This window comes from Pseudomonas sp. R4-84 (genome assembly GCF_054130985.1).
The window spans coordinates 4,587,791-4,607,737 of the sequence record NZ_CP096390.1 but is presented as its reverse complement, the minus strand read 5'-3'; the positions used below and the strand labels follow the sequence as shown (position 1 = coordinate 4,607,737).

At 60.1% G+C, this 19,947-nt stretch carries 18 protein-coding genes; 12 read left to right on the top strand and 6 right to left on the bottom strand.

Going from position 1 to position 19,947, the window contains the following annotated elements; all coding sequences use genetic code 11:
- Positions 1 to 45: 45 nt before the first annotated feature.
- Positions 46 to 957, top strand: a complete 912-nt coding sequence (locus M1D68_RS21015) for an SDR family oxidoreductase (RefSeq protein ID WP_420765484.1) — start codon at positions 46 to 48, stop codon at positions 955 to 957.
- Between the two features lie 42 nt (positions 958 to 999).
- On the opposite strand, the gene M1D68_RS21010 is transcribed toward M1D68_RS21015, so the two are convergent.
- Positions 1,000 to 1,764: an N-acetylmuramoyl-L-alanine amidase gene (locus M1D68_RS21010; protein ID WP_434560595.1), complete on the bottom strand. Its 765-nt coding sequence runs from the start codon at positions 1,762 to 1,764 to the stop codon at positions 1,000 to 1,002.
- Positions 1,765 to 2,506: 742 nt separating this feature from the next.
- On the opposite strand from M1D68_RS21010, the gene M1D68_RS21005 reads away from it, so the two are divergent.
- From M1D68_RS21005 to M1D68_RS20990, 4 genes are all read left to right on the top strand, one after another.
- A complete protein-coding gene (locus M1D68_RS21005; RefSeq protein WP_420765482.1) occupies positions 2,507 to 4,300 on the top strand; it encodes a DUF1302 domain-containing protein in 1,794 nt (597 codons plus the stop codon).
- 22 nt (positions 4,301 to 4,322) lie between these two features.
- Entirely contained in the window at positions 4,323 to 5,690 is a 1,368-nt protein-coding gene (locus tag M1D68_RS21000) for a DUF1329 domain-containing protein (protein WP_420765481.1), read from the top strand.
- A 145-nt stretch (positions 5,691 to 5,835) separates the two neighbouring features.
- Positions 5,836 to 8,388: a LuxR C-terminal-related transcriptional regulator gene (locus M1D68_RS20995; RefSeq protein ID WP_457968191.1), complete on the top strand. Its 2,553-nt coding sequence runs from the start codon at positions 5,836 to 5,838 to the stop codon at positions 8,386 to 8,388.
- A gap of 174 nt (positions 8,389 to 8,562) precedes the next feature.
- The gene (locus tag M1D68_RS20990; protein ID WP_457968189.1) at positions 8,563 to 9,264 is read left to right on the top strand and encodes a hypothetical protein; all 702 of its coding nucleotides are present in this window, start codon (positions 8,563 to 8,565) and stop codon (positions 9,262 to 9,264) included.
- Here M1D68_RS20990 and M1D68_RS20985 read toward each other — a convergent pair.
- The gene (locus tag M1D68_RS20985) at positions 9,229 to 10,050 is read right to left on the bottom strand and encodes an IclR family transcriptional regulator (protein WP_434675870.1); all 822 of its coding nucleotides are present in this window, start codon (positions 10,048 to 10,050) and stop codon (positions 9,229 to 9,231) included. The genes M1D68_RS20990 and M1D68_RS20985 overlap by 36 nt on opposite strands.
- A 151-nt stretch (positions 10,051 to 10,201) precedes the next feature.
- On the opposite strand from M1D68_RS20985, the gene hmgA reads away from it, so the two are divergent.
- Genes hmgA through maiA form a run of 3 tightly spaced genes read left to right on the top strand, consistent with a single transcriptional unit; the run spans position 10,202 to position 13,462 of the window.
- Entirely contained in the window at positions 10,202 to 11,506 is a 1,305-nt protein-coding gene (hmgA, locus tag M1D68_RS20980) for a homogentisate 1,2-dioxygenase (protein WP_457968187.1), read from the top strand.
- Positions 11,507 to 11,509: 3 nt separating this feature from the next.
- Positions 11,510 to 12,814 carry a fumarylacetoacetase gene (fahA, locus tag M1D68_RS20975; RefSeq protein ID WP_457968185.1) on the top strand — a complete coding sequence of 435 codons (1,305 nt, stop codon included), beginning with the start codon at positions 11,510 to 11,512 and terminating at the stop codon, positions 12,812 to 12,814.
- Positions 12,815 to 12,823: 9 nt separating this feature from the next.
- Complete coding sequence (gene maiA, locus M1D68_RS20970) at positions 12,824 to 13,462, top strand: maleylacetoacetate isomerase (RefSeq protein ID WP_457968183.1); 639 nt, start codon at positions 12,824 to 12,826, stop codon at positions 13,460 to 13,462.
- Between the two features lie 125 nt (positions 13,463 to 13,587).
- Here maiA and M1D68_RS20965 read toward each other — a convergent pair whose 3' ends face one another.
- Positions 13,588 to 14,391, bottom strand: a complete 804-nt coding sequence (locus M1D68_RS20965; RefSeq protein ID WP_457968181.1) for a SirB1 family protein — start codon at positions 14,389 to 14,391, stop codon at positions 13,588 to 13,590.
- Between the two features lie 185 nt (positions 14,392 to 14,576).
- Here M1D68_RS20965 and M1D68_RS20960 point away from each other — a divergent pair, with 185 nt between their 5' ends.
- Positions 14,577 to 15,596, top strand: a complete 1,020-nt coding sequence (locus M1D68_RS20960) for a Glu/Leu/Phe/Val dehydrogenase dimerization domain-containing protein (RefSeq protein WP_457968180.1) — start codon at positions 14,577 to 14,579, stop codon at positions 15,594 to 15,596.
- Positions 15,597 to 15,672: 76 nt separating this feature from the next.
- On the opposite strand, the gene M1D68_RS20955 is transcribed toward M1D68_RS20960, so the two are convergent.
- Positions 15,673 to 15,933: a YebG family protein gene (locus M1D68_RS20955; RefSeq protein ID WP_003205410.1), complete on the bottom strand. Its 261-nt coding sequence runs from the start codon at positions 15,931 to 15,933 to the stop codon at positions 15,673 to 15,675.
- A 291-nt stretch (positions 15,934 to 16,224) separates the two neighbouring features.
- Between M1D68_RS20955 and M1D68_RS20950 the strand changes: the two genes are divergently transcribed.
- Positions 16,225 to 16,725 (top strand): phosphate-starvation-inducible protein PsiE, encoded by a 501-nt coding sequence (locus tag M1D68_RS20950; RefSeq protein ID WP_434560577.1) that lies wholly within the window; start codon positions 16,225 to 16,227, stop codon positions 16,723 to 16,725.
- On the opposite strand, the gene M1D68_RS20945 is transcribed toward M1D68_RS20950, so the two are convergent.
- Positions 16,722 to 17,039, bottom strand: a complete 318-nt coding sequence (locus tag M1D68_RS20945; protein ID WP_420765471.1) for a DUF3509 domain-containing protein — start codon at positions 17,037 to 17,039, stop codon at positions 16,722 to 16,724. The genes M1D68_RS20950 and M1D68_RS20945 overlap by 4 nt on opposite strands.
- A 507-nt stretch (positions 17,040 to 17,546) precedes the next feature.
- Between M1D68_RS20945 and M1D68_RS20940 the strand changes: the two genes are divergently transcribed.
- On the top strand, positions 17,547 to 17,957 hold the full coding sequence (locus tag M1D68_RS20940) for an HPF/RaiA family ribosome-associated protein (RefSeq protein ID WP_039591615.1): 411 nt from the start codon (positions 17,547 to 17,549) through the stop codon (positions 17,955 to 17,957).
- A 61-nt stretch (positions 17,958 to 18,018) separates the two neighbouring features.
- Here M1D68_RS20940 and M1D68_RS20935 read toward each other — a convergent pair whose 3' ends face one another.
- A complete protein-coding gene (locus M1D68_RS20935) occupies positions 18,019 to 18,894 on the bottom strand; it encodes an AraC family transcriptional regulator (RefSeq protein WP_420765470.1) in 876 nt (291 codons plus the stop codon).
- Positions 18,895 to 19,030: 136 nt separating this feature from the next.
- Between M1D68_RS20935 and M1D68_RS20930 the strand changes: the two genes are divergently transcribed.
- Positions 19,031 to 19,933 carry a DMT family transporter gene (locus tag M1D68_RS20930; protein ID WP_420765469.1) on the top strand — a complete coding sequence of 301 codons (903 nt, stop codon included), beginning with the start codon at positions 19,031 to 19,033 and terminating at the stop codon, positions 19,931 to 19,933.
- Positions 19,934 to 19,947: the final 14 nt, after the last annotated feature.

The window sequence follows — 19,947 nt, the reverse complement described above, 5'->3', positions numbered from 1 at the left end:
AGGAGACTCGTGGCAATGTCCTATCGGCCTGTTGGAGTTCTGCCCATGAATGATTCTGTGCGCTTCGAAGATAAAGTCGTGATCGTCACCGGAGCCGGTGGCGGCCTGGGTCGCGCCCATGCGCTGTTGTTCGCCAGGCATGGCGCAAAAGTGCTGGTCAACGATCTTGGCGGTTCGGCGCAGGGGGAGGGAGCCAACGCTTCGGCGGCGGATCGGGTGGTCAGTGAAATTCGTGAAGCCGGCGGCGTTGCCGAAGCCAATCACGATTCGGTTACCGATGGCGACAAGCTAGTACAGAACGCCCTCGACGTGTTCGGCAGGGTTGATGTTGTCGTCAACAACGCCGGTATCCTGCGAGACAAGACTTTTCACAAAATGGACGATGCCGATTGGGACCTGGTGTATCGCGTTCATGTCGAAGGCGCTTACAAAGTCACTCGTGCGGCCTGGCCGCATTTGCGCGAGCAGAATTATGGCCGGGTAATCTTCACGGCTTCCACGTCTGGCATCTACGGCAACTTTGGCCAGTCCAATTACGGCATGGCCAAGCTTGGTCTCTATGGCCTGACTCGCACCCTGGCCATCGAAGGTCGCAAGAACAACATCCTGGTCAATGCCATCGCTCCCACCGGCGGCACCCGCATGACCGAAGGCCTGATCCCGCCGCAAGTGTTCGAGCAACTCAAGCCTGAACTGGTCAGCCCACTGGTGGTGTACCTGGCCAGTGAAGCCTGTCAGGAAACCTCCGGATTGTTCGAAGTGGGCGGCGGCTGGATGGGCAAGGTGCGCTGGGAGCGCAGCCTCGGCGCGGGGTTCGACCCGCGCGAAGGTTTCTCGCCGCAAGACGTCGCCGCCCACTGGCAGCAGATCTGCGACTTCCAGGATGCTGTTCACCCGAATGACAACCTCGAAGCCTTGAAAGAGATGATGGCTAACCTGCAGCGTTACGCCGTTTAAACCCATCGCCCGGACCGGTTGCCGTCAGCAGCGGTGACCGGTTCAGGGGAAGTATTTCTTCACCAGGGCAGCCAGGTTCGCGGCGGTCTCGATGTCCATCACACCGTCATACTTGGCCGGGCGGAAGTGCAGTTGGAAGGCGCGTACGAGTCGTTGAAAGCCTACGGTTGTGGTGGCCGCCGACGTGTCATAGCCATACCTCCTGAATAATCCCAGCAATTGTTCGCGAAGCGGGATTCCCTGGGTTTGGTATGCCTGCATGTAAGTTTTCTGGGTGCAATCGTCAAACCAAGCCCCAATTCCCTTGAGATACAGCGCGCGCCAAGGAAACATCGGGCCCGGGTCGCTTTTTCGCCCCGCAGCGATGTCCGAATGCGCCACCACGTTGACCGGGCTGATGTCCGGATATCGCTTGAGAATGTCGGATGCCAAATACTCGATGGCCTCGATTTGCTGGGCCTTATAGGGCGGAAAGGTAAATTGGCCTTGGTTGTCGGTGGCCAGGTTGACAATTTCAACGCCAATCGAAGTGTCATTCAAATTGCTGCGGTTGCCCCAACTGCTCACACCGGCATGCCAGGCCCGCTGGTTTTCGTCTACAAGGTTGAAGATCTGTGGCTCTTTGAAGCCAGCCTTCAAGTAAGTGGGGTCGGCAAAGTCGGGGATAAGGTAATGAGCACTGACCGAAGGACCGGTCAGTGCGGTGATGGAAGAGGCGAAGTTGCCGGCTGTGTAATGGAAGACCAGAAAACGAATGCGGCTATTAAAACCTTTTCTTGAGCGATAACTTGTATTGTTTATCTGCATATCAATAATCCACTGATGAAAATCGAAGCGAAGTGCCGCGATTGACTTCAGCGTAACAGTGAAATTTTTATGTGCGCGTAGTTGGGTTCTCGGTTTGTTGTAGGAACTGGCGCTAGGTGGTTGAGGATTTTTTAATGGCAGTGAGGGTTAGATAGATAGGAAGAGTTTGAATGGCCGAAATAGCTATTCCTGGCGTCCCGTCGCGAAAATTGATAATGGCTAATTAAATAAACTCGGCAGCTGAGGGATTACCTAAGTGTTGTAGGAATCGAGAAGTTTTTATCGAGAAAAATAACCTACAAATAAAAAAGGCCGCTGCAAAAGCAGCGGCCTAAGCATGACGTTGGAAAGGAGCTACAAATCAACGTCAGTTGTACACGGGGACGATGGATTGATGCGCAATCCATCCGAATGACGGTGCGTCAGGCGCGGGGGACGCCAGGCGACTTGTGCTTGCGGGCCCGTTGTCCTGCAAGCCCGGCCAGCATAGTAGGCGCAGGCTGTAGGAAACAGTCCGGTTACGGACATGCACTGTTGCAGTGCGCGCAACAGTTGCGAGCACCATGTTGGTCATGCGCGGCATTGATGACCCATCATCCAGTCCGTTCATGCTTGCCGCATAAGCCGTTCCCGCACGGGCAGTAATCCTTTTGGGGTACAGCGCGAATACCCCCTTGGTGCGCTTATCGCCCAATGCCGGCGGCAGTAGGGTGAAGGCTCTGTCACTCACCGGGGAAGACGCATGACAACAATAACAATGCGCGCCATCTTCAAGCCGCAGGCGCTGGCCGTCGCGGTGGCCTTGGGTTGCTGTGCCCAGGCGCAGGCCGTTTCTTTCAACATTGGCGAGATCGAGGGGCAGTTCGACTCCTCTCTGTCCGTCGGCGCGAGCTGGGGCATGCGCGATGCCGACAAGGATCTGGTCGGTACGGTCAACGGGGGGAGGGGGCAATCCTCCACCGGTGACGATGGGCGACTTAACTTCAAGAAAGGCGAGACCTTCTCGAAAATCTTCAAGGGCTTGCACGACCTGGAACTCAAGTACGGCGACACCGGTGTGTTCGTGCGCGGCAAGTACTGGTACGACTTCGAACTCAAGGACGAAAACCGGGAGTTCAAGGACATCAGCGACAGCAATCGCAAAGAAGGCGCCAAGTCATCGGGCGCGCAGATTCTCGATGCCTTTGTCTATCACAACTATTCCATCGCCGATTTGCCCGGCACCGTGCGCGCCGGCAGGCAGGTGGTCAGCTGGGGTGAAAGTACCTTCATCGGTAACTCCATCAACAGCATCAACCCGGTGGACGTGTCTGCGTTCCGTCGTCCGGGCGCGGAGATCAAGGAAGGCTTGATCCCGGTGAACATGCTGTTTGCGTCCCAGGGGTTGACGGACAAGCTCACTGTCGAAGGTTTCTACCAGATAGAGTGGGACCAGACGGTCGTCGATAACTGCGGTACGTTCTTCGGCAACGATGTGGTGGCGGATGGATGCACCACTGGTTACACCGTAGGCAGCCCGGCGATTGCGCCGTTCGTACCGCTGACCGAGGCATTTGGCCAGGGCATCCAGGTGACCAGCGAAGGGGTTGTGATTCCCCGCGGCGGTGACCGCGATGCGCGGGATTCCGGCCAGTGGGGGACGGCGTTGCGCTGGCTCGGCGATGACACCGAGTACGGCCTGTATTTCATGAATTACCACAGTCGTACGCCTACCGTGGGCACCACTACGGCCGGACTGTCCACGTTGTCCGCGCTGCCCGGCATGATTGCGATAGCCGAGGGGATTGCTCCGGGCAGCGGCGCGGGACTGGCACAAAGCGTAATGCTGGGTCGCGGTGGGTATTATCTTGAATACCCTGAAGACATCCGCCTGTACGGGGCGAGCTTCTCCACCACGCTGCCGACAGGCACTGCGTGGACCGGCGAGATCAGCTATCGCCCCAATGCACCGGTGCAGGTCAACACCAATGACCTGACGCTCGCCTTGGTCAACCCGATCGCCGGTGGCGCCGCATCCCCCATCGCCACCTCGCCGGGCGCCGACAACACCGGCTACCGCCGCAAGGAAGTCACCCAGCTCCAGAGCACCCTGACCCACTTCTTCGACCAGGTATTGGGCGCCGATCGCCTGACCGTGGTAGGCGAGGCGGCGGTCGTGCATGTCGGTGGTCTCGAGTCGAAAGACGAGCTGCGTTACGGCCGCGACTCGGTCTATGGCCAGTACGGCTTCAACGGTGACACCGATGGATTCGTCACGTCGACGTCCTGGGGCTACCGCGCTCGGGCGATTCTCGACTACTCCAACGTCATCGGCGGGGTCAACTTCAAGCCCAACGTGTCCTGGTCCCACGATGTGGCCGGCTATGGGCCCAACGGCCTGTTCAACGAAGGCGCCAAGGCCGTCAGCGTCGGCGTCGATGCCGATTACCGCAATACCTACACCGCCAGTCTGAGTTACACCGACTTCTTCGGCGGCGATTACAACGTTCTCGAAGACCGCGACTTCCTCGCGCTGAGCTTCGGCGTGAACTTCTGATCTGGCTGACAAGGAAAACCCAATGCGCAAGACGATCCTGCAATGCGGTGCCCTGGCCCTGAGCCTGCTGGCCGTGAACGTGATGGCGGCGGTCTCGCCGGAGGAAGCGAACAAGCTGGGCACCAGCCTTACGCCTCTGGGCGCGGAAAAGGCCGGCAACGCTGACGGCTCGATCCCGGCCTGGACCGGCGGCATTCCGAAAAACGCTGGCGCCGTGGACAGCAAAGGCTTCCTGGCCGATCCGTTCGCCAATGAAAAACCACTGTTCACCATCACCGCCGCGACCGTGGACAAATACAAAGACAAGCTGTCCGACGGCCAGGTCGCGATGTTCAAGCGCTACCCGGAAACCTACAAGATCCCGGTCTACCCGACACATCGCAGTGTCGGCCTGCCGCCGGAGATCTATGAGGCGGCCAAGCGCAGCGCGCTCAATGTGAACGCCATCAACGACGGCAACGGCCTGGCCAATTTCACCGGCAACCGGTATTACGCGTTTCCGATCCCGAAAAACGGCGTGGAAGTGCTGTGGAACCACATCACCCGGTACCACGGCGGTAACCTGCGGCGCGTCATCACCCAGGCCACGCCCCAGACCAACGGCAGCTTCACGCCGATCCGCTTCGAAGAAGAGATCGCCGTGCCGTTCCTGATCAAGGACGCCGACCCGGAAAAAGCCAGCAACGTGTTGACCTACTTCAAGCAGGAGGTCACGGCGCCGGCGCGCCTGGCCGGTAACGTGCTGCTGGTACACGAGACGCTCGACCAGGTGAAGGAACCGCGCCTGGCGTGGATCTACAACGCCGGCCAGCGCCGGGTGCGACGTGCCCCGCAGGTGGCCTATGACGGCCCGGGGACGGCCGCCGACGGCTTGCGCACCTCCGACAACTTCGACCTGTTCTCCGGCGCGCCGGACCGCTACGACTGGAAGCTGATCGGCAAGAAGGAAATGTACATCCCGTACAACAGCTACAAGCTCGATTCGCCAAGCCTCAAGTACGATGACGTGATCAAGGCCGGCCACATCAACCAGGACCTGACCCGCTACGAATTGCACCGGGTGTGGGAAGTGGTCGGGACGGTCAAGCCCAGCGAGCGGCATATCTACGCCAAGCGTCACATGTACATCGACGAGGACAGCTGGCAAGCGGCGCTGGTGGACCATTACGACGGTCGCGGCCAGTTGTGGCGCGTGGCAGAGGGGCATGCGCAGTTCTACTACGACCATCAGAACCCGGGCTACACCCTTGAGGCGCTCTACGACATCATCGCCGGCCGCTACATCGCGCTGGGCATGAAGAACGAAGAGAAACACGCCTACGTATATGGGTTCGAGGCTCGGGCGGCTGACTATACCCCGGCGGCGTTGCGTTCGAGTGGGGTCCGGTAAGCCTACTGGCGGGACAGCGAAAGGAAGACCGGCAACCGAGTTGCCGGTCTTTTTTTTATGGCCGCCAATCAGCGCGCTGAATACTTCTCCTAAGGTGGTCGACACCGGTCTAGGGTGAAGGAACAACAATAAAAGGGACCTCGCAATGACCGCCATGACCCCGTGTCCGGACCGTCCAGGGCTGCTGCCTCGCCTGTCTTCGACACACGTGCCGCGCAGGTCGTTGAGCGAGCCCCTGTTGGCTTCCGAGGCGCGGGTAAAACTGCTTTGCGCACCGGCGGGAAGTGGCAAGAGCGCATTGTTCGCCGAGTGTTTCCTGCAAGCGCCCGCGGGGTGCCGCTTGCATTGGCTACCCTTGGCGGGCGCGGTGATGGACGCCGCGCAACTGTGCGAATGCCTGGCGCAAGCCCTCGGGCTGCCGGTGACGGATGAGACAAGCCTGTTGGCTCATCTGGCGCGTTTGCAAATCCCGACGTGGCTGTTCCTGGACGATTATTGCCGCACGCCCAATCCTGAGCTGGACCTGTTGCTTGACCGTTTGTTGAGCACCAGCAGCCCGGCATTGCACCTGTGGTTGAATGGACGCCGTCGTCCCCATTGCAACTGGCCACGCTTGTTGCTCGATGACGAATTGTATGAAGTCGACGCCCCGGCCCTCGCGTTTTCTTGCGACGATATCCAGCAACTGATGGCGCATCTGCCCGGCCCGCTGGCAGCGCGCACGGCCCGGGAAGTGATACAGCGTAGCGGCGGCTGGTGTGCCGGCGTGCGCATCACTTTGCTCGAACGCTGTGAATGGGCACGCCGGCACGCAACGCCGGGGCGGCCCGGCACTTTGCTGGATTACCTTGAATACGAACTGTTCGGTACGTTGACCCCGGAGTTGGCCCAGGCCTGGCGCGTGCTGGCGCACCTGCCGCGCTTCAACGGGCAGCTTTGCGCCCATCTTTTCGGCGATACGGTGGGCGCCGAATGCCTTCCGTTGCTGCTGGACCTGGGATGCTTTATCGAACCCTGGGAGCAGTCATCGGACTGGCTGCGGATTTTCCCGCCCCTGGCGCGATTGGTGCGTGAGGAGCCCTGGCCACAAGGCCGCTCCTGGCATCGACGAGCCTGCCAGTGGTTTGCGGCCGAGCAGGACTGGCCGATGGCATTCGAACAGGCCATGCAAGCCGGGGAATTCGAGACCGCCGTCAGTCTCCTGCAACACTTGCATTTCGAACATGTCCTGCAAGGCAGCAATGCCCAATTGCTGCTAGCCCTGCATGAGCAGCAGGGCGAAGCGCTGTCGCTCGGAACCGCGCAATCGGTCGGGGTGATCACGACCGCCTTGCTCTTCGCCGGACGCTTCGACCAGGCTGAAGGCTGTATCGAACAGCTGACCAGGTTCCTGCCCCAACCCCTGGCTTGTCAGCAGCGAGAGCTGATTGCCCGCTGGCAGGTCTTGCGTGGTTGGTTGTTGCACTTGCGCGGAGACGGCGAACAGGCGCGCGAACATTTTTTCCAGGCCCAGGCCGGCCTGGACCCGGAGGCTTGGGCCCTCAAGGTGCTGTGCCTGATTGGCCAGACACAACAGGCGCTGCTTCAAGGTGAATTGGCGCTGGCGCAGGCGATCAATCGCCAGGCGCTATGTGTCGCGCGCGCCGGGGGCTCGCTGGTGTTCGAAGGGCTATTGGAGTTGGACCACGCGCAAATCCTGGAGCAGCGCGGCGCGCCTCACCGGGCCGACCACTTGTTGGGCGCTGTTCAGGCGTTGCTCGATAAACCAGGGCAGGATTTCTCTGCGTTGCTGGGACGTATCGCCTTGCGGCGGGGACGCCTGGCGTTGCGCATGGGGCTTGAGGAGCAGGCTGGCGAGCATTTTCAGGCAGGGCTCGAAGCCGGCTTGCGCAGCCAGGACAAGCAAGTACTTTATGGCTTTCTCGGCAAGGCAAGCCTGGCCGCTAACCAGGGCGACTATGGCGAAGCCTTCATGCAGCTTCGCGACGCCGAACGGATCATGCAACAGCGGCACATTCCCGAGACGGTATACCGTGGTGTACTGCTGCAAGTCAGCTGTCAATTCTGGCTGCAGCAGGGGCGCCCGGAACTGGCCCATGAAGTCTTGACCCGAGTGTTGCGGCATTTTCGCGGACCGCAGGCCAAGCACGCGCCGCCAGCGACCCTGGAGTTGATTCCGCGCCTCGAATACTTGCTGGTGCTGACCGAAGTCTATCTGCACCGGGCGCAGGAACCACAGGCCCGGCTCCGGGAAATGATCGCCCAGGCGCAACGTTGCGAAATGCATGGGTTGGAGACCGAACTGGTACTGGTATTGGCGGAAGTCGTCTGGCTGTCGGCCGATCGCTCCCAGGCGCGTGCTCTCATGCAAGAAGGGCTTGAGCGGGTTGCCTGCTGGCGGGCGCAACAAGCCTTGCGCGAGCTGTGCCTGCGTCAACCGGATCTGGTGCGCGCCGCCCAATCCGGTGAACAACTCGAACCGCCACCCACGGTGCCCGAGGAAACCGTGCTCAGCCACCGTGAGTTGGAAGTGCTCGAGTTAATTGCACAGGGTTATTCTAACCAACAGATCGCCGAACAACTGTTCATCTCATTGCACACAGTAAAAACCCATTCGCGTCGCATCCACAGCAAGTTGGGCGTGCAACGACGTACACAAGCTGTCGCCAAAGCCAAGGTCTTGGGCGTGATGAGTTAAATAAACAACTTACGCCCGCTTACATGTCATCGGGGAAAGGTCGAGGCGTGTTGGTGTATAAGTTCCGGGCTGAAGTTGGTTCGACTGAAGTTCAGCTGCCCCGGCACTGTAACGAGTGTCGTCAATTCAAGAATCGAACGGGAAGTTTGATTCGATACAGAACAAGGAAGTTTTATGTACGCTCCATTGTTTGCTTCACATTCGCAAAGGCTTGTCGCCCTCAAGAAAACGCGAGTGGACTTCGCTGTGCAGGTGTTATTGGGAGAGGCCCTGGAAGGGCTGGAAGTCAATCCCCACAACAGTTATTTGAACACGCTGACTGATGTTTCTGGCGCCGAGGTGGTTTCTTCCGTCACCTTGTTTGATGAAGCGCTGGCTTGCGTTGAAAAACAACTTGCCCCTCACTACACCCAAGGTGTTAGTGAAGTCTTCAGCAAGCGTTATTCTTTCGCCGCTGAGGATCGGATCAAGGGATTGGACGTGATCGGCTTTGAGAGGATCGTCATCGATATCGTCTCCAGCCTGACTGACGGTCCGTCGATGGATCTATCCCGGCCTGGCCTGAAGTCACTCGCCGTTGCGGACCTTGAGTCGATCCTGAAGGACCACCTGCCAGGCATCGACCTGAATGAAACCTATGTCACCGGTTTTGCGCCCGACGGTCTTGGCGGCCGGGTGATAACCTCATCGCAGAAGTTGGCGGACTATCTCTTGGCTCACTTCGATGATGACAATATTCCCTTTCATGCCAAGGGCGACCATCAGGCCGTGTACACGGTGGCCTTCAGCGGGGAAGCCGGGCACGCTCATCCGCAGCTGACCACTGGCCACCTCAACGACCTACTGATCCGGATCGTGCCGCACTTGCTGGGCTGATCCCGGGGCGCCCTCGTAGCCCATTCGCCAGCTTACGGCCCGGGTCGCCGCCAACAGGCGCTGCGCCGCCGGGCCGTTCTCATCGGCGTGGAACAGCGATGTCGGGCCGACAATCGTGATCACCGCCGCGACGTCGCCCATGGCGTTGAACACGGGTGCGGACAACGCATCCACTCCGGGCATCAGCAAACCATGCACATGATGCAGGCCACGATTGCGGATGTGTTCGCACAGCGTTGCATAGGCCTGCTCGTCGGCCAGGACATGGCCGTGGGTGGCGCGTACTTCCTGGTCGCGCAACTCGATGGTCTCGCGCTCCGGCAGATAGGCGCTGAAAACCAGCCCGGTGGATGAGCTGAGCAAAGGGAGTACCGAGCCCAGTTGCGTCACCACGGTCACGGCCCGCACGGCGGGCTCGATCCGCACCACCGTTGCACCGTGGTTACCCCATACCGCCAGGAAACAGGTTTCGTTCAAGTCATCGCGCAACTCGGCCAAGGGCAGGGCTGCCACCTGCAATACATCCATGCCATTCAACGCCGCCAAGCCCACGCGCAAGGCCTCGCGACCCAGGCCGTAGTGATTGGTGGCTGTGTTCTGTTCGGCAAATCCGCTGGCGATCAACGCCTGAAGATAGCGATGGACCTTGCTGGCGGGCATTTGCACGTGTTCGGCCAGGCGCGACAGCGACGTGGACGGCGACAGCTCGGCCAAGGCCTTGAGGATATCGGTGCCGACCTCAGCGGAGCGGACTTTCTGTTTACCGTTGCCGGGCGGGTTTTCCATGGAGGTTCGGGTCCGTAGGGCGAATGGGCGTCTTTATAGCTTGACGGTCGTCGCCGAGCAAATTACGTTGTGCGTAATTGGATTACGATAAAAACAACCCGGTACGCCTCAAGTTTTTCATTGAGTGACGGGCCGCATCTCAGGAGGCTCCATGAACCTCGATTCCACGCCGTCGGACGTGCTTTATCAGTCTGGCTTCGGTAACGAATTTTCCAGCGAAGCGCTGCCTGGCGCCTTGCCGGTTGGCCAGAACTCGCCGCAAAAAGCGCCGTACGGGCTGTATGCCGAATTGTTTTCCGGTACCGCCTTCACCATGGCCCGCAGCGAAGCGCGGCGAACCTGGATGTACCGCATCCGGCCATCGGCCAACCATCCGGCCTTTACCAGGTTGGAACATCAGCTGGCCGGCGGCCCGCTGGGCGAGGTCACGCCGAATCGCCTGCGCTGGAGCCCCCTCGAAATTCCCGGCGAACCGACCGATTTCATTGATGGCCTGGTGCGCATGGCCGCCAACGCTGGCGCGGACAAACCGGCTGGCATCAGTATTTATCACTACCGGGCCAACCGTTCCATGGAGCGGGTTTTCTTCAATGCCGACGGCGAATGGCTGGTCGTGCCGCAATCAGGGCGGTTGCGGATTGCCACCGAGTTGGGCGTGCTGGAACTGGCGCCCTTGGAAATCGCCGTGTTGCCCCGTGGCTTGAAATTCCGCATCGAATTGCTCGACGCCCAGGCTCGCGGTTATATCGCCGAAAACCATGGTGCGCCGTTGCGCCTGCCGGACCTGGGGCCCATCGGCAGCAATGGCCTGGCTAACCCGAGGGATTTCCTGTCGCCGGTCGCTCAATACGAAAATCTCGCCCGACCCACTACGTTGATCCAGAAATTTCTCGGGGAGCTGTGGACCTGCGAACTGGACCATTCCCCGTTGGACGTGGTGGCCTGGCATGGCAACAACGTGCCATATAAATATGACCTGCGCCGTTTCAACACTATCGGCACGGTCAGCTTCGACCATCCGGACCCGTCGATTTTTACCGTGCTGACGTCGCCCACCAGCGTCCATGGCTTGGCAAATCTCGATTTCGTGATTTTCCCGCCGCGCTGGATGGTGGCCGAGAATACCTTCCGTCCACCTTGGTTCCACCGCAATCTCATGAATGAATTCATGGGGCTGATCCAGGGCGCCTACGATGCCAAGGCTGAAGGTTTCCTGCCGGGAGGCGCGTCGCTGCACAGCTGCATGAGCGCCCATGGTCCCGACGGCGAAACTTGCACCAAGGCCATCAATGCCGAACTCAAACCGGCAAAAATCGACAACACCATGGCGTTCATGTTCGAGACCAGCCAAGTGCTGCGCCCGAGCCGTTTCGCCTTGGACTGCCCACAATTGCAAACGGACTACGATGCCTGCTGGGCCTCGTTGCCGGTCACCTTTGACCCGACCCGGAGATAATCCATGACTCACGTTTCATCCACCCGTAGCTGGGTCGACTCCGCCAACGGCCATGCCGACTTTCCCTTGCAGAACTTGCCGCTGGGTATTTTCAGTCCGGCTGGCGAATCCCCGCGCAGCGGCGTTGCCATCGGCGATCGGATTTTCGACTTGCAGGCGGCGCTGCAAGCAGGCCTGTTCGACGGCGCTGCGGGCGAAGCCATCCTGGCGATGGAAGACGGCCAGTTGAATGCGTTCTTCGACCTCGGCCGTGGCGCACGCGTTGCCTTGCGTGAACAGTTGCTGGAGTTGCTGCGCGAGGGCAGCCCTCGGCGGGACGAGATCGTGGCCCAGGGTGAAAAGCTGCTGCCACTGGCAGCGAACTGCCAGATGCACCTGCCGGCGAAAATCAACGACTACACGGATTTCTACGTCGGCATTGAGCACGCGCAAAATGTCGGCAAGCTATTCCGGCCGGACAATCCGCTGCTGCCTAACTACAAATACGTTCCCATCGGTTACCACGGACGTGCCTCGACGGTCCGGCCGTCGGGCACCGATGTACGCCGCCCGAAGGGCCAGACCTTGCCGGCTGGGCAGGCCGAGCCAACGTTCGGCCCCTGCGCGCGGTTGGACTACGAGCTGGAACTGGGGATCTGGATCGGCAAAGGCAACGACCTTGGCGAGCCGATCGCCATCGGCGACGCGGCCGAGCACATTGCCGGTTTCTGCCTGCTCAACGATTGGTCGGCCCGGGATATCCAGGCCTGGGAATACCAACCGCTGGGGCCGTTCCTGTCGAAGAGCTTCCTGACCAGTGTCTCGCCATGGGTCGTGACCGCCGAAGCCCTCGAACCGTTCCGCCGTCCGCAGCCAACGCGTCCGGAGGGCGATCCGCAACCGTTGCCGTACTTGCTGGACAAACGTGACCAGGCCGAAGGGGCGTTCGACATCGAGTTGGAAGTGCTGCTGCTGACCGAAGCCATGCGTGAGCAGAAGCTGCCGGCTCATCGACTGACCCTGAGCAATACCCAATACATGTACTGGACGGTGGCGCAAATGGTTGCGCACCACAGCGTCAACGGCTGCCAGTTGCAAGCGGGCGATCTGTTTGGCTCGGGTACGCTGTCGGGACCGCAAAGCGGTCAGTTTGGCAGCCTGCTGGAAATCACCGAGGGCGGGAAGAAGCCGATCGAACTGGCATCTGGCGAAGTCCGCAAGTTCCTGGAAGATGGCGATGAAATCATCCTGCGCGCCCGTTGCAGCCGCGAGGGCGTCGCGTCCATCGGCTTCGGCGAGTGCCGCGGCAAGATCCTGTCGGCACGGTGAGGCATGGGAATGGAGCTCTATACGTATTACCGTTCCACTTCGTCCTACCGGGTGCGTATTGCCATGGCGCTCAAGGGCCTGGATTACCAGGCCCTGCCCGTCAACCTGATCGCCGCGCCGGGGGGCGAGCATCGCCAGCCGGCGTACCTGGCAATCAATCCACAGGGGCGGGTACCGGCGCTGCGCACCGATGAGGGGGCGCTGCTGGTGCAATCGCCGGCCATCATCGAATACCTGGAGGAACGTTATCCACAGGTGCCGCTGTTCAGCGGCGACCTTGCGACCCGCGCCCATGAACGTGGCGTCGCGGCGCTGATCGGTTGCGATATCCATCCCCTGCACAACGTCAGCGTGCTCAACAAGCTGCGCAAATGGGGACACGATGAAACGCAGGTGACTGAGTGGATCGCGGACTGGATCAGCCAGGGGCTGACGGCGGTGGAGCAATTGATTGGTGACAACGGCTACTGTTTCGGCGAATTGCCTGGCGTGGCGGATGTGTACCTGATCCCGCAGCTGTACGCCGCCGAGCGGTTCAATGTTTCATTGCAAGCCTACCCGCGAATCCGCCGTGTCGCGGCGTTGGCGGCTGGGCATGAGGCCTTTAAGCGGGCGCATCCGGCGAACCAGCCCGATACCCCTGCCTGATTTGGCATAAGTCGGCCTATCGCCGTCGCGAGCAAGCTCGCTGCCACACAGGGCGCGCCAGACCCAAGCCCTTCGTTGGAGCTGGCGATGGCGATACAACAATCATCAAGATTCAAAAAACCCGTTCAATGCACAATCGAATTGGGCGGCAGATGCCCCAGTCGCTCGGTCAAGCGCAGCCGTTGAATTGGATCTTCACTGAGCATCAAGGCATGCTCAAGGTCAAAACGTTCGGCGTTGGGGCAGTCGAGCCGTTGATAGAGGCTGGCGCGCGCCAGGTAGTCGGCGGCGTTGGCGTTGCCCATTTCCAAGACGCGTTCGGCGTCGATCAGTGCCGCAATGTAATCATCATTGGCCAGATGCAATTGCCGCAGGTTGCGCGACAACCGTTGCAGCATTTGCATCGGCTGGGCATTGACCAGATGTTCAGCCTTGAGCTGCAGGTTCGGGCCATATTGGCGTTGCAGTAATTCCCGGCAATCGTTGGGGTACAACCGACGTCCACCGCATGGGTCGAGCAGATGATCGGCGCCGGGCACCCGCAACAGGAAGTGGCCGGGAAAGTTGACGCCCGCCAGCGGGATTTCCAAGCCGCGAGCCAGTTCCAAGGCTATCAGGCCCAGGGCTAGCGGCTGGCCGTGCTTGCGCGCCAGGACCTTGTCCAGCAACGCCGCGCGAGGGCGTAGCGGGGCGGAGTCGTCCTGTGCGAAACCCAGGTCATTGAGGCGTCGAAGCAACGGTTGGCCCAGTTCGCTGGCCGGCAGCATGGGCAGGCCATGGCTGACGTGCCGTTGCAGCTCCTGAAACATCTGCAGCAACGCCGGTACGTCCACTTCTCGATCGTGTTCGGCGGCAATCCATAGCGCGGCTTCGAATAACGCCGGTGGGGAACGGTGCAGACAGTCAAAAAAGGCTTGGCGCGGCTTCATCACAGTCTCCGGACTATGCCTCGTTTTAGCTCTGCCGTGGCTTTTCGTCCAGTCTCGCAAATACGCAGTAACAGGTTATGCCTAAAAAGCTGCGCGACACTTGGGCTTATTCCGGCGTGCTCCAGCAAATTTCGACCGCGCGCCTATACTGGCGAAACAGACAAAAGTGATTCGGGAGCCTGTCGATGTTTGCTCTCATGCAAAGCTCCCGCCTTGAATCGCTGCACTTGAGCGTAGACCCGGCAACCGGGTTGAAGGCGGTGATTGCCATTCATTGCAGCCGTCCGGGGCCTGCCCTGGGTGGCTGTCGTTATCTTTCCTACCCCGACGACGAAAGTGCCGTGGCGGATGCGGTGCGCCTGGCCCAAGGCATGAGCTATAAAGCCGCCTTGGCTGGTTTGCCGGTGGGTGGGGGAGTGGCGGTCATCATGCGTCCGGCGCATGTCGACAGCCGGGCCGCACTGTTCGAAGCCTTCGGGCGCTGCATCGAGCAGTTGGACGGACGCTACATCACCGCCATCGACAGCGGCACGTCCGTGGCCGACATGGATTGTATTGCCCAGCAGACCCGTCATGTCACCAGCACCACCGCCGCGGGAGACCCGGTGCCCCACGCGGCGATGGGCGTTTTCGCCGGCATCCGTGCCACGGCCATGGCCCGCCTGGGCAGCGATAACCTGGAGAGCCTGCGGGTTGCCATTCAGGGCCTGGGCAATGTCGGTTATGCCCTGGCCGAACAACTGCACGCAGCGGGCGCGGAATTGCTGGTCAGCGACATCGATCCCGGCAAGGTCCAATTGGCAATGGAACAATTGGGCGCCCACCCCATTGCCAACGATGCCTTGCTCAGTACCCCTTGCGACATCCTGGCGCCCTGCGGTCTCGGCGGCGTGTTGAACAGCCACAGCGTGGCGCAACTGCGCTGCTCGGCGGTGGCGGGCTCGGCTCATAATCAATTGAGCAATCTGCAAGTCGCTGATCAGTTGGAAAGGCGCGGGATCCTTTATGCCCCGGACTACGTCATCAACTCAGGCGGCCTGATCTACGTCGCCCTGAAGCACCGCGGTGAAGAATTGCCAACCATCACCGCGCACCTGTCGAAGATCGGTGCGCGGCTCACGGAAGTCTACGCCCACGCCCAGGCGGAAAAACGCTCGCCGGCCCGAGTGGCCGACGAATTGGCGGAGCGTTTGTTGTACCGATAAAAAAAGATCGCAGCCTTCGACAGCGTGTGCATGGAATATCTAATGCACGCGCTGCCGAAGGCTGCGATCTGTTGGTTCATTCGTCCGACGGATTGAGCAATTCGGACAGGGCGTCCGGCTGGCTCTTGAATGCCTTGGCGAATACATCGCGATTCTTCGCCATGTAGATTCCTGCTTCCTCCACCTGTTGCTCGCTCAGCGATGGAACGGCTTTTTGCAACACCTCGGCCAGCAATTCAGCGAGCTCCAGCATTTTGTCATGACGGTCAGCTTCGGCTTTATCCATGAACAAGCGCTCCAGATCTCGGCTGCTGCGGTATACCACTTCGACGGCCATTCACCACCTCACATGCCTTCACATTGGTTTGTCTGTGTGACTACTGTATTTATATACAGGGCAAAGAATAAGCGAATCCTTTCCCTTTGGGTAGTGGCTTTTTAATGTAGACCGGTTTCCAGACTTGTCGCGCACGCCATGTTGGTGCTCGGCATGGCCGATTCAGGTCGGCACGTGTCGAATACCAGCCCATCGCCATCTCATCTCTGACAATGGCCTTTTTTCTGCATGCAGAAAACCGTCACGTCCATCCCGCATCATCCGGTCGAGTCGACCTAAGGAAACTACATCGTGAAAATCAACTGGGCCGAGAACCTGCGCCAGAACGTGCATCAACTGGCCGAATCCCTGGGCAACCTGTTCGTCGAGACGTTCCATTACCTGGCGTTGTTCGCCATCGGTGCGGTGACCGCCTGGGCGGCGGTGATGGAGTTTATGCAGATGATCGAGGTGGGGCACATCAAGATCGACGATATCTTGCTGTTGTTCATCTATCTGGAACTGGGGGCAATGGTCGGGATTTACTTCAAGACCAACCACATGCCGGTGCGTTTCCTGATCTACGTGGCAATCACCGCGCTGACGCGGCTGTTGATTTCCAACGTCTCCCACCACAGCCCGCCGGACCTGGGAATCATCTACCTGTGCGGCGGCATTTTGTTGCTGGCGTTTGCGATTCTGGTGGTGCGCTACGCCTCGTCGCAGTTTCCGTCGGTAAAGATCGAACATCCGCACCGCAAGATCGGTGCGGGTTCCAGCGAGCATTCGGAGGTTGAGAAAGGCGAGATCTAAACGCCGACAGCGGAGGGTGCCGGGCCTTGTGATTGCGGTGGTGGCACCTTGATGTTGTCGCCGCCGGTCATGGCCTCGAGAATCGCTACGGCGCTATGGCCCTGTTCGATGGCAATGCCGAACTGGATGCTTTGCACCAGGCGTCGAAGCCGTTCCGGATCGTTGCGTTGCTGGGCGCTGATCATGCGCTTGGCGACGATGCGCCCGCCCTTGGACAGGGTCAGCATGATGCTGCCATCCAGGCCCTGGATGCTCAAGTTGATTTGGTATTGCGGCGCGAAGGCGTCCGTAATGATCTGAAAAGGATTGTCCATGATGCGTCACCGCCTGATTGAACGTGCAGTTGTTGACCGGCCTTGATCGGGATTAGTTCGCAACACCGGACCGTCGGCCATTCCATGTTCGTGTTCATCCAGCAATCGAGGGGCCGGGCGGGCGATGGATCGGTAGATCCCCGCCGGCGGCAGCTCCGCCATGAAGTTTGCAAGGCGCATGCCGGAATAACTTCGGACCAATGAGCCGGGGGGCGGGCGGGCGAATGCTCTGCGATGCAGGTCTGGGCGTAGCCCTTTTCAGGGCAACTAGGGGCGGATGTTCCCTTGCGGTGCAGGCTAAAGAGAGGATTGTCGGGAGGGATACGGGGCGAGGCAACTCCCGACATTAACAGCGCTTCTGGCGATTGTCCGGCTTTATTTGCAAATGAATATTTATCTTTTTTTGGGGCTTGAATTGTTCCGCTGCCAGCCCGACTCTGTATTCAAGGGGCCGTTGCGCTAACGTCGATGGGCCCCTGGCGAGCTAGCCGAAATAAGGGATGAACTATGCAAATCCAAGTCAACAGCGATAACCATATTCAAAGCAGCATCCGACTGGAGGAGTGGGTACGTACTACCATTGAAAGCACGCTCGAACGTTACGAAGAAGACCTGACACGGGTCGAGGTTCATTTGGGGGATGAGAACGGCGACAAGCCTGGTCCCCACGATTTGCGATGCCAGCTTGAAGCCCGGCCAAAAGGCCATCAGCCAATTTCGGTGACACACAAGGCTGAATCGCTGGAACTTGCCATCGAAGGTGCTGCCACCAAGCTGGAACATAAGCTGGAGCATCTGTTCGGAAAATTACGCGGCAAGCGTGGCGCCAGTAATGGCCAGACAGAATCGATTGCCCTGGCCGATGCAATGCTGGAGGAAGAATTCCTGGAAAACGAACGAGCCGCGCTCAACGGCTGATCCTTCCGTCTATCGAGACGTCTGACTGAAAACGGGCCTGCAATCGCAGGCCCGTTTACGTTCAGCGCAAAAATGCCTGCCGATATTCTCCGGGCGTCGCGCCCAGGGACTGGCGAAAGCGATTGGCGAAATGACTCGCGCTGGCGAATCCGCAGGCCAGCGCCACGTCGCCCAACGGCTGTGGGGTGGTGCGCAGCAGGTGTCGCGCCCGTGAAAGGCGCCGCGCCAGCAGATACTGATGGGGCGGGAGCCCGAAGCTCTCGCGAAACATCCTGGCGAAATGGTATTCGGACAAGGCACACAGGGCTGCCAGTTGCCCAAGGCTGACGGCCTCGCCCAGATGACTGTCGATGTAGTCCACCAGCAGACGCCGTTGATGAGGCGCCAACCCTCCCTTCAAGCGCAGCCCCTGGCGCGGGCTGACCTGGCTGAGCAGCAGATGACCGAGCAGGTCGTGGGCCAGGCTGGTGCAGAGCAGGCGTTCGGCGGGCTCTTCCCAGTTCAGGCTGATCAACTGATGAAAGCGCCGCGCTTGCTGTGGGTCGTCAAGGAAGGTCGCCTCGTGCAACTGCACCTGCCGGGGTTCGCGGTCGAGCAAAGTGACGCAACCGACGGCAAATTGTTCGGAACTGAAATACAGATGGGCAAGACGGATATCGCCATTGATGACCCAAGCCGACTCATGCCCGGCCGGCAAGACGCAGAGCTTGCCCGGCGCCCCGGTGGTATCGGGCCGCTCGCGACGAAACGTACCGGTGCCACCGGCGATGTAGCATGACAGGGTATGGTGAGTCGGCGCCTCGTAATCCCGGGCGTCGTGATGATTGCTCCACAAGGCAGCCGCCATGCCGTCACCGAGCTCGGCGCTGTGCTCGAGGCGAGCATTGGGCGAGCTGTTGAGGGCTTGGAAGACTTGTAGGGTTTGCAGCGTGGCCATGATCGGTTCTCCAACGCTTGCATCCTACTCTGTCGAAAGCCCAGTGCCAGCCCGTCACCGCTAAAAACCGCAAGTTTGCGCAAGCGCGGGGCAGGTGTCGGCATGACACTGGAGGCCAATGCCAGGAGTTACCGTCATGAACCTTTCGTTGTATCTGCTCACCGTGCTCATATGGGGCACTACCTGGATCGCCCTGAAGTTGCAGCTAGGCGTCGTTGCCATCCCTGTGTCGATTGTCTACCGCTTCGGTCTTGCAGCGCTGATCCTGTTTGTAATGCTGTTGCTCAGCCGGCGCCTGCAAGTGATGAACCGGCGCGGCCACCTGATTTGCGTTGCGCAGGGGCTGTGCCTGTTCTGCGTCAACTTCATGTGTTTCCTCACCGCGAGCCAGTGGATTCCCAGTGGGCTGATCGCCGTGGTGTTCTCCACCGCAACCCTCTGGAACGCTCTGAATGCCCGGGTGTTCTTCGGCCAGCGGATCGCCCGTAATGTCTTGCTGGGCGGAGCCTTGGGATTGTTGGGGTTGGGGCTGCTGTTCTGGCCGGAACTGGCTGGCCACAGCGCAAGCCCGCAGACGTTGCTAGGGTTGGGGTTGGCGCTGCTGGGCACCTTGTGTTTCTCGGCGGGCAACATGCTTTCGAGCCTGCAACAGAAGGCCGGCCTCAAGCCGTTGACCACCAATGCATGGGGCATGGCGTATGGGGCGACGATGCTGGCGGTATGGTGCCTGTTCAACGGCATACCATTCGACATGGAATGGAACGTGCGATATGTCGGCTCGCTGCTGTACCTGGTGATCCCGGGCTCGGTCATCGGTTTTACCGCCTACCTGACCTTGGTCGGCCGCATGGGGCCAGAGCGAGCAGCGTATTGCACGGTCCTGTTCCCGGTGGTGGCGCTGAACGTCTCGGCATTCGCCGAAGGCTATCAATGGACGGCGCCAGCGCTGGTTGGGCTGCTGTTCGTGATGCTGGGCAATGTGCTGGTGTTTCGCAAAGTGCGCCCGGTCGCTATGAAGGTTGCCTTGGGTGCCCGCTGAGCGGGCAAGGATGC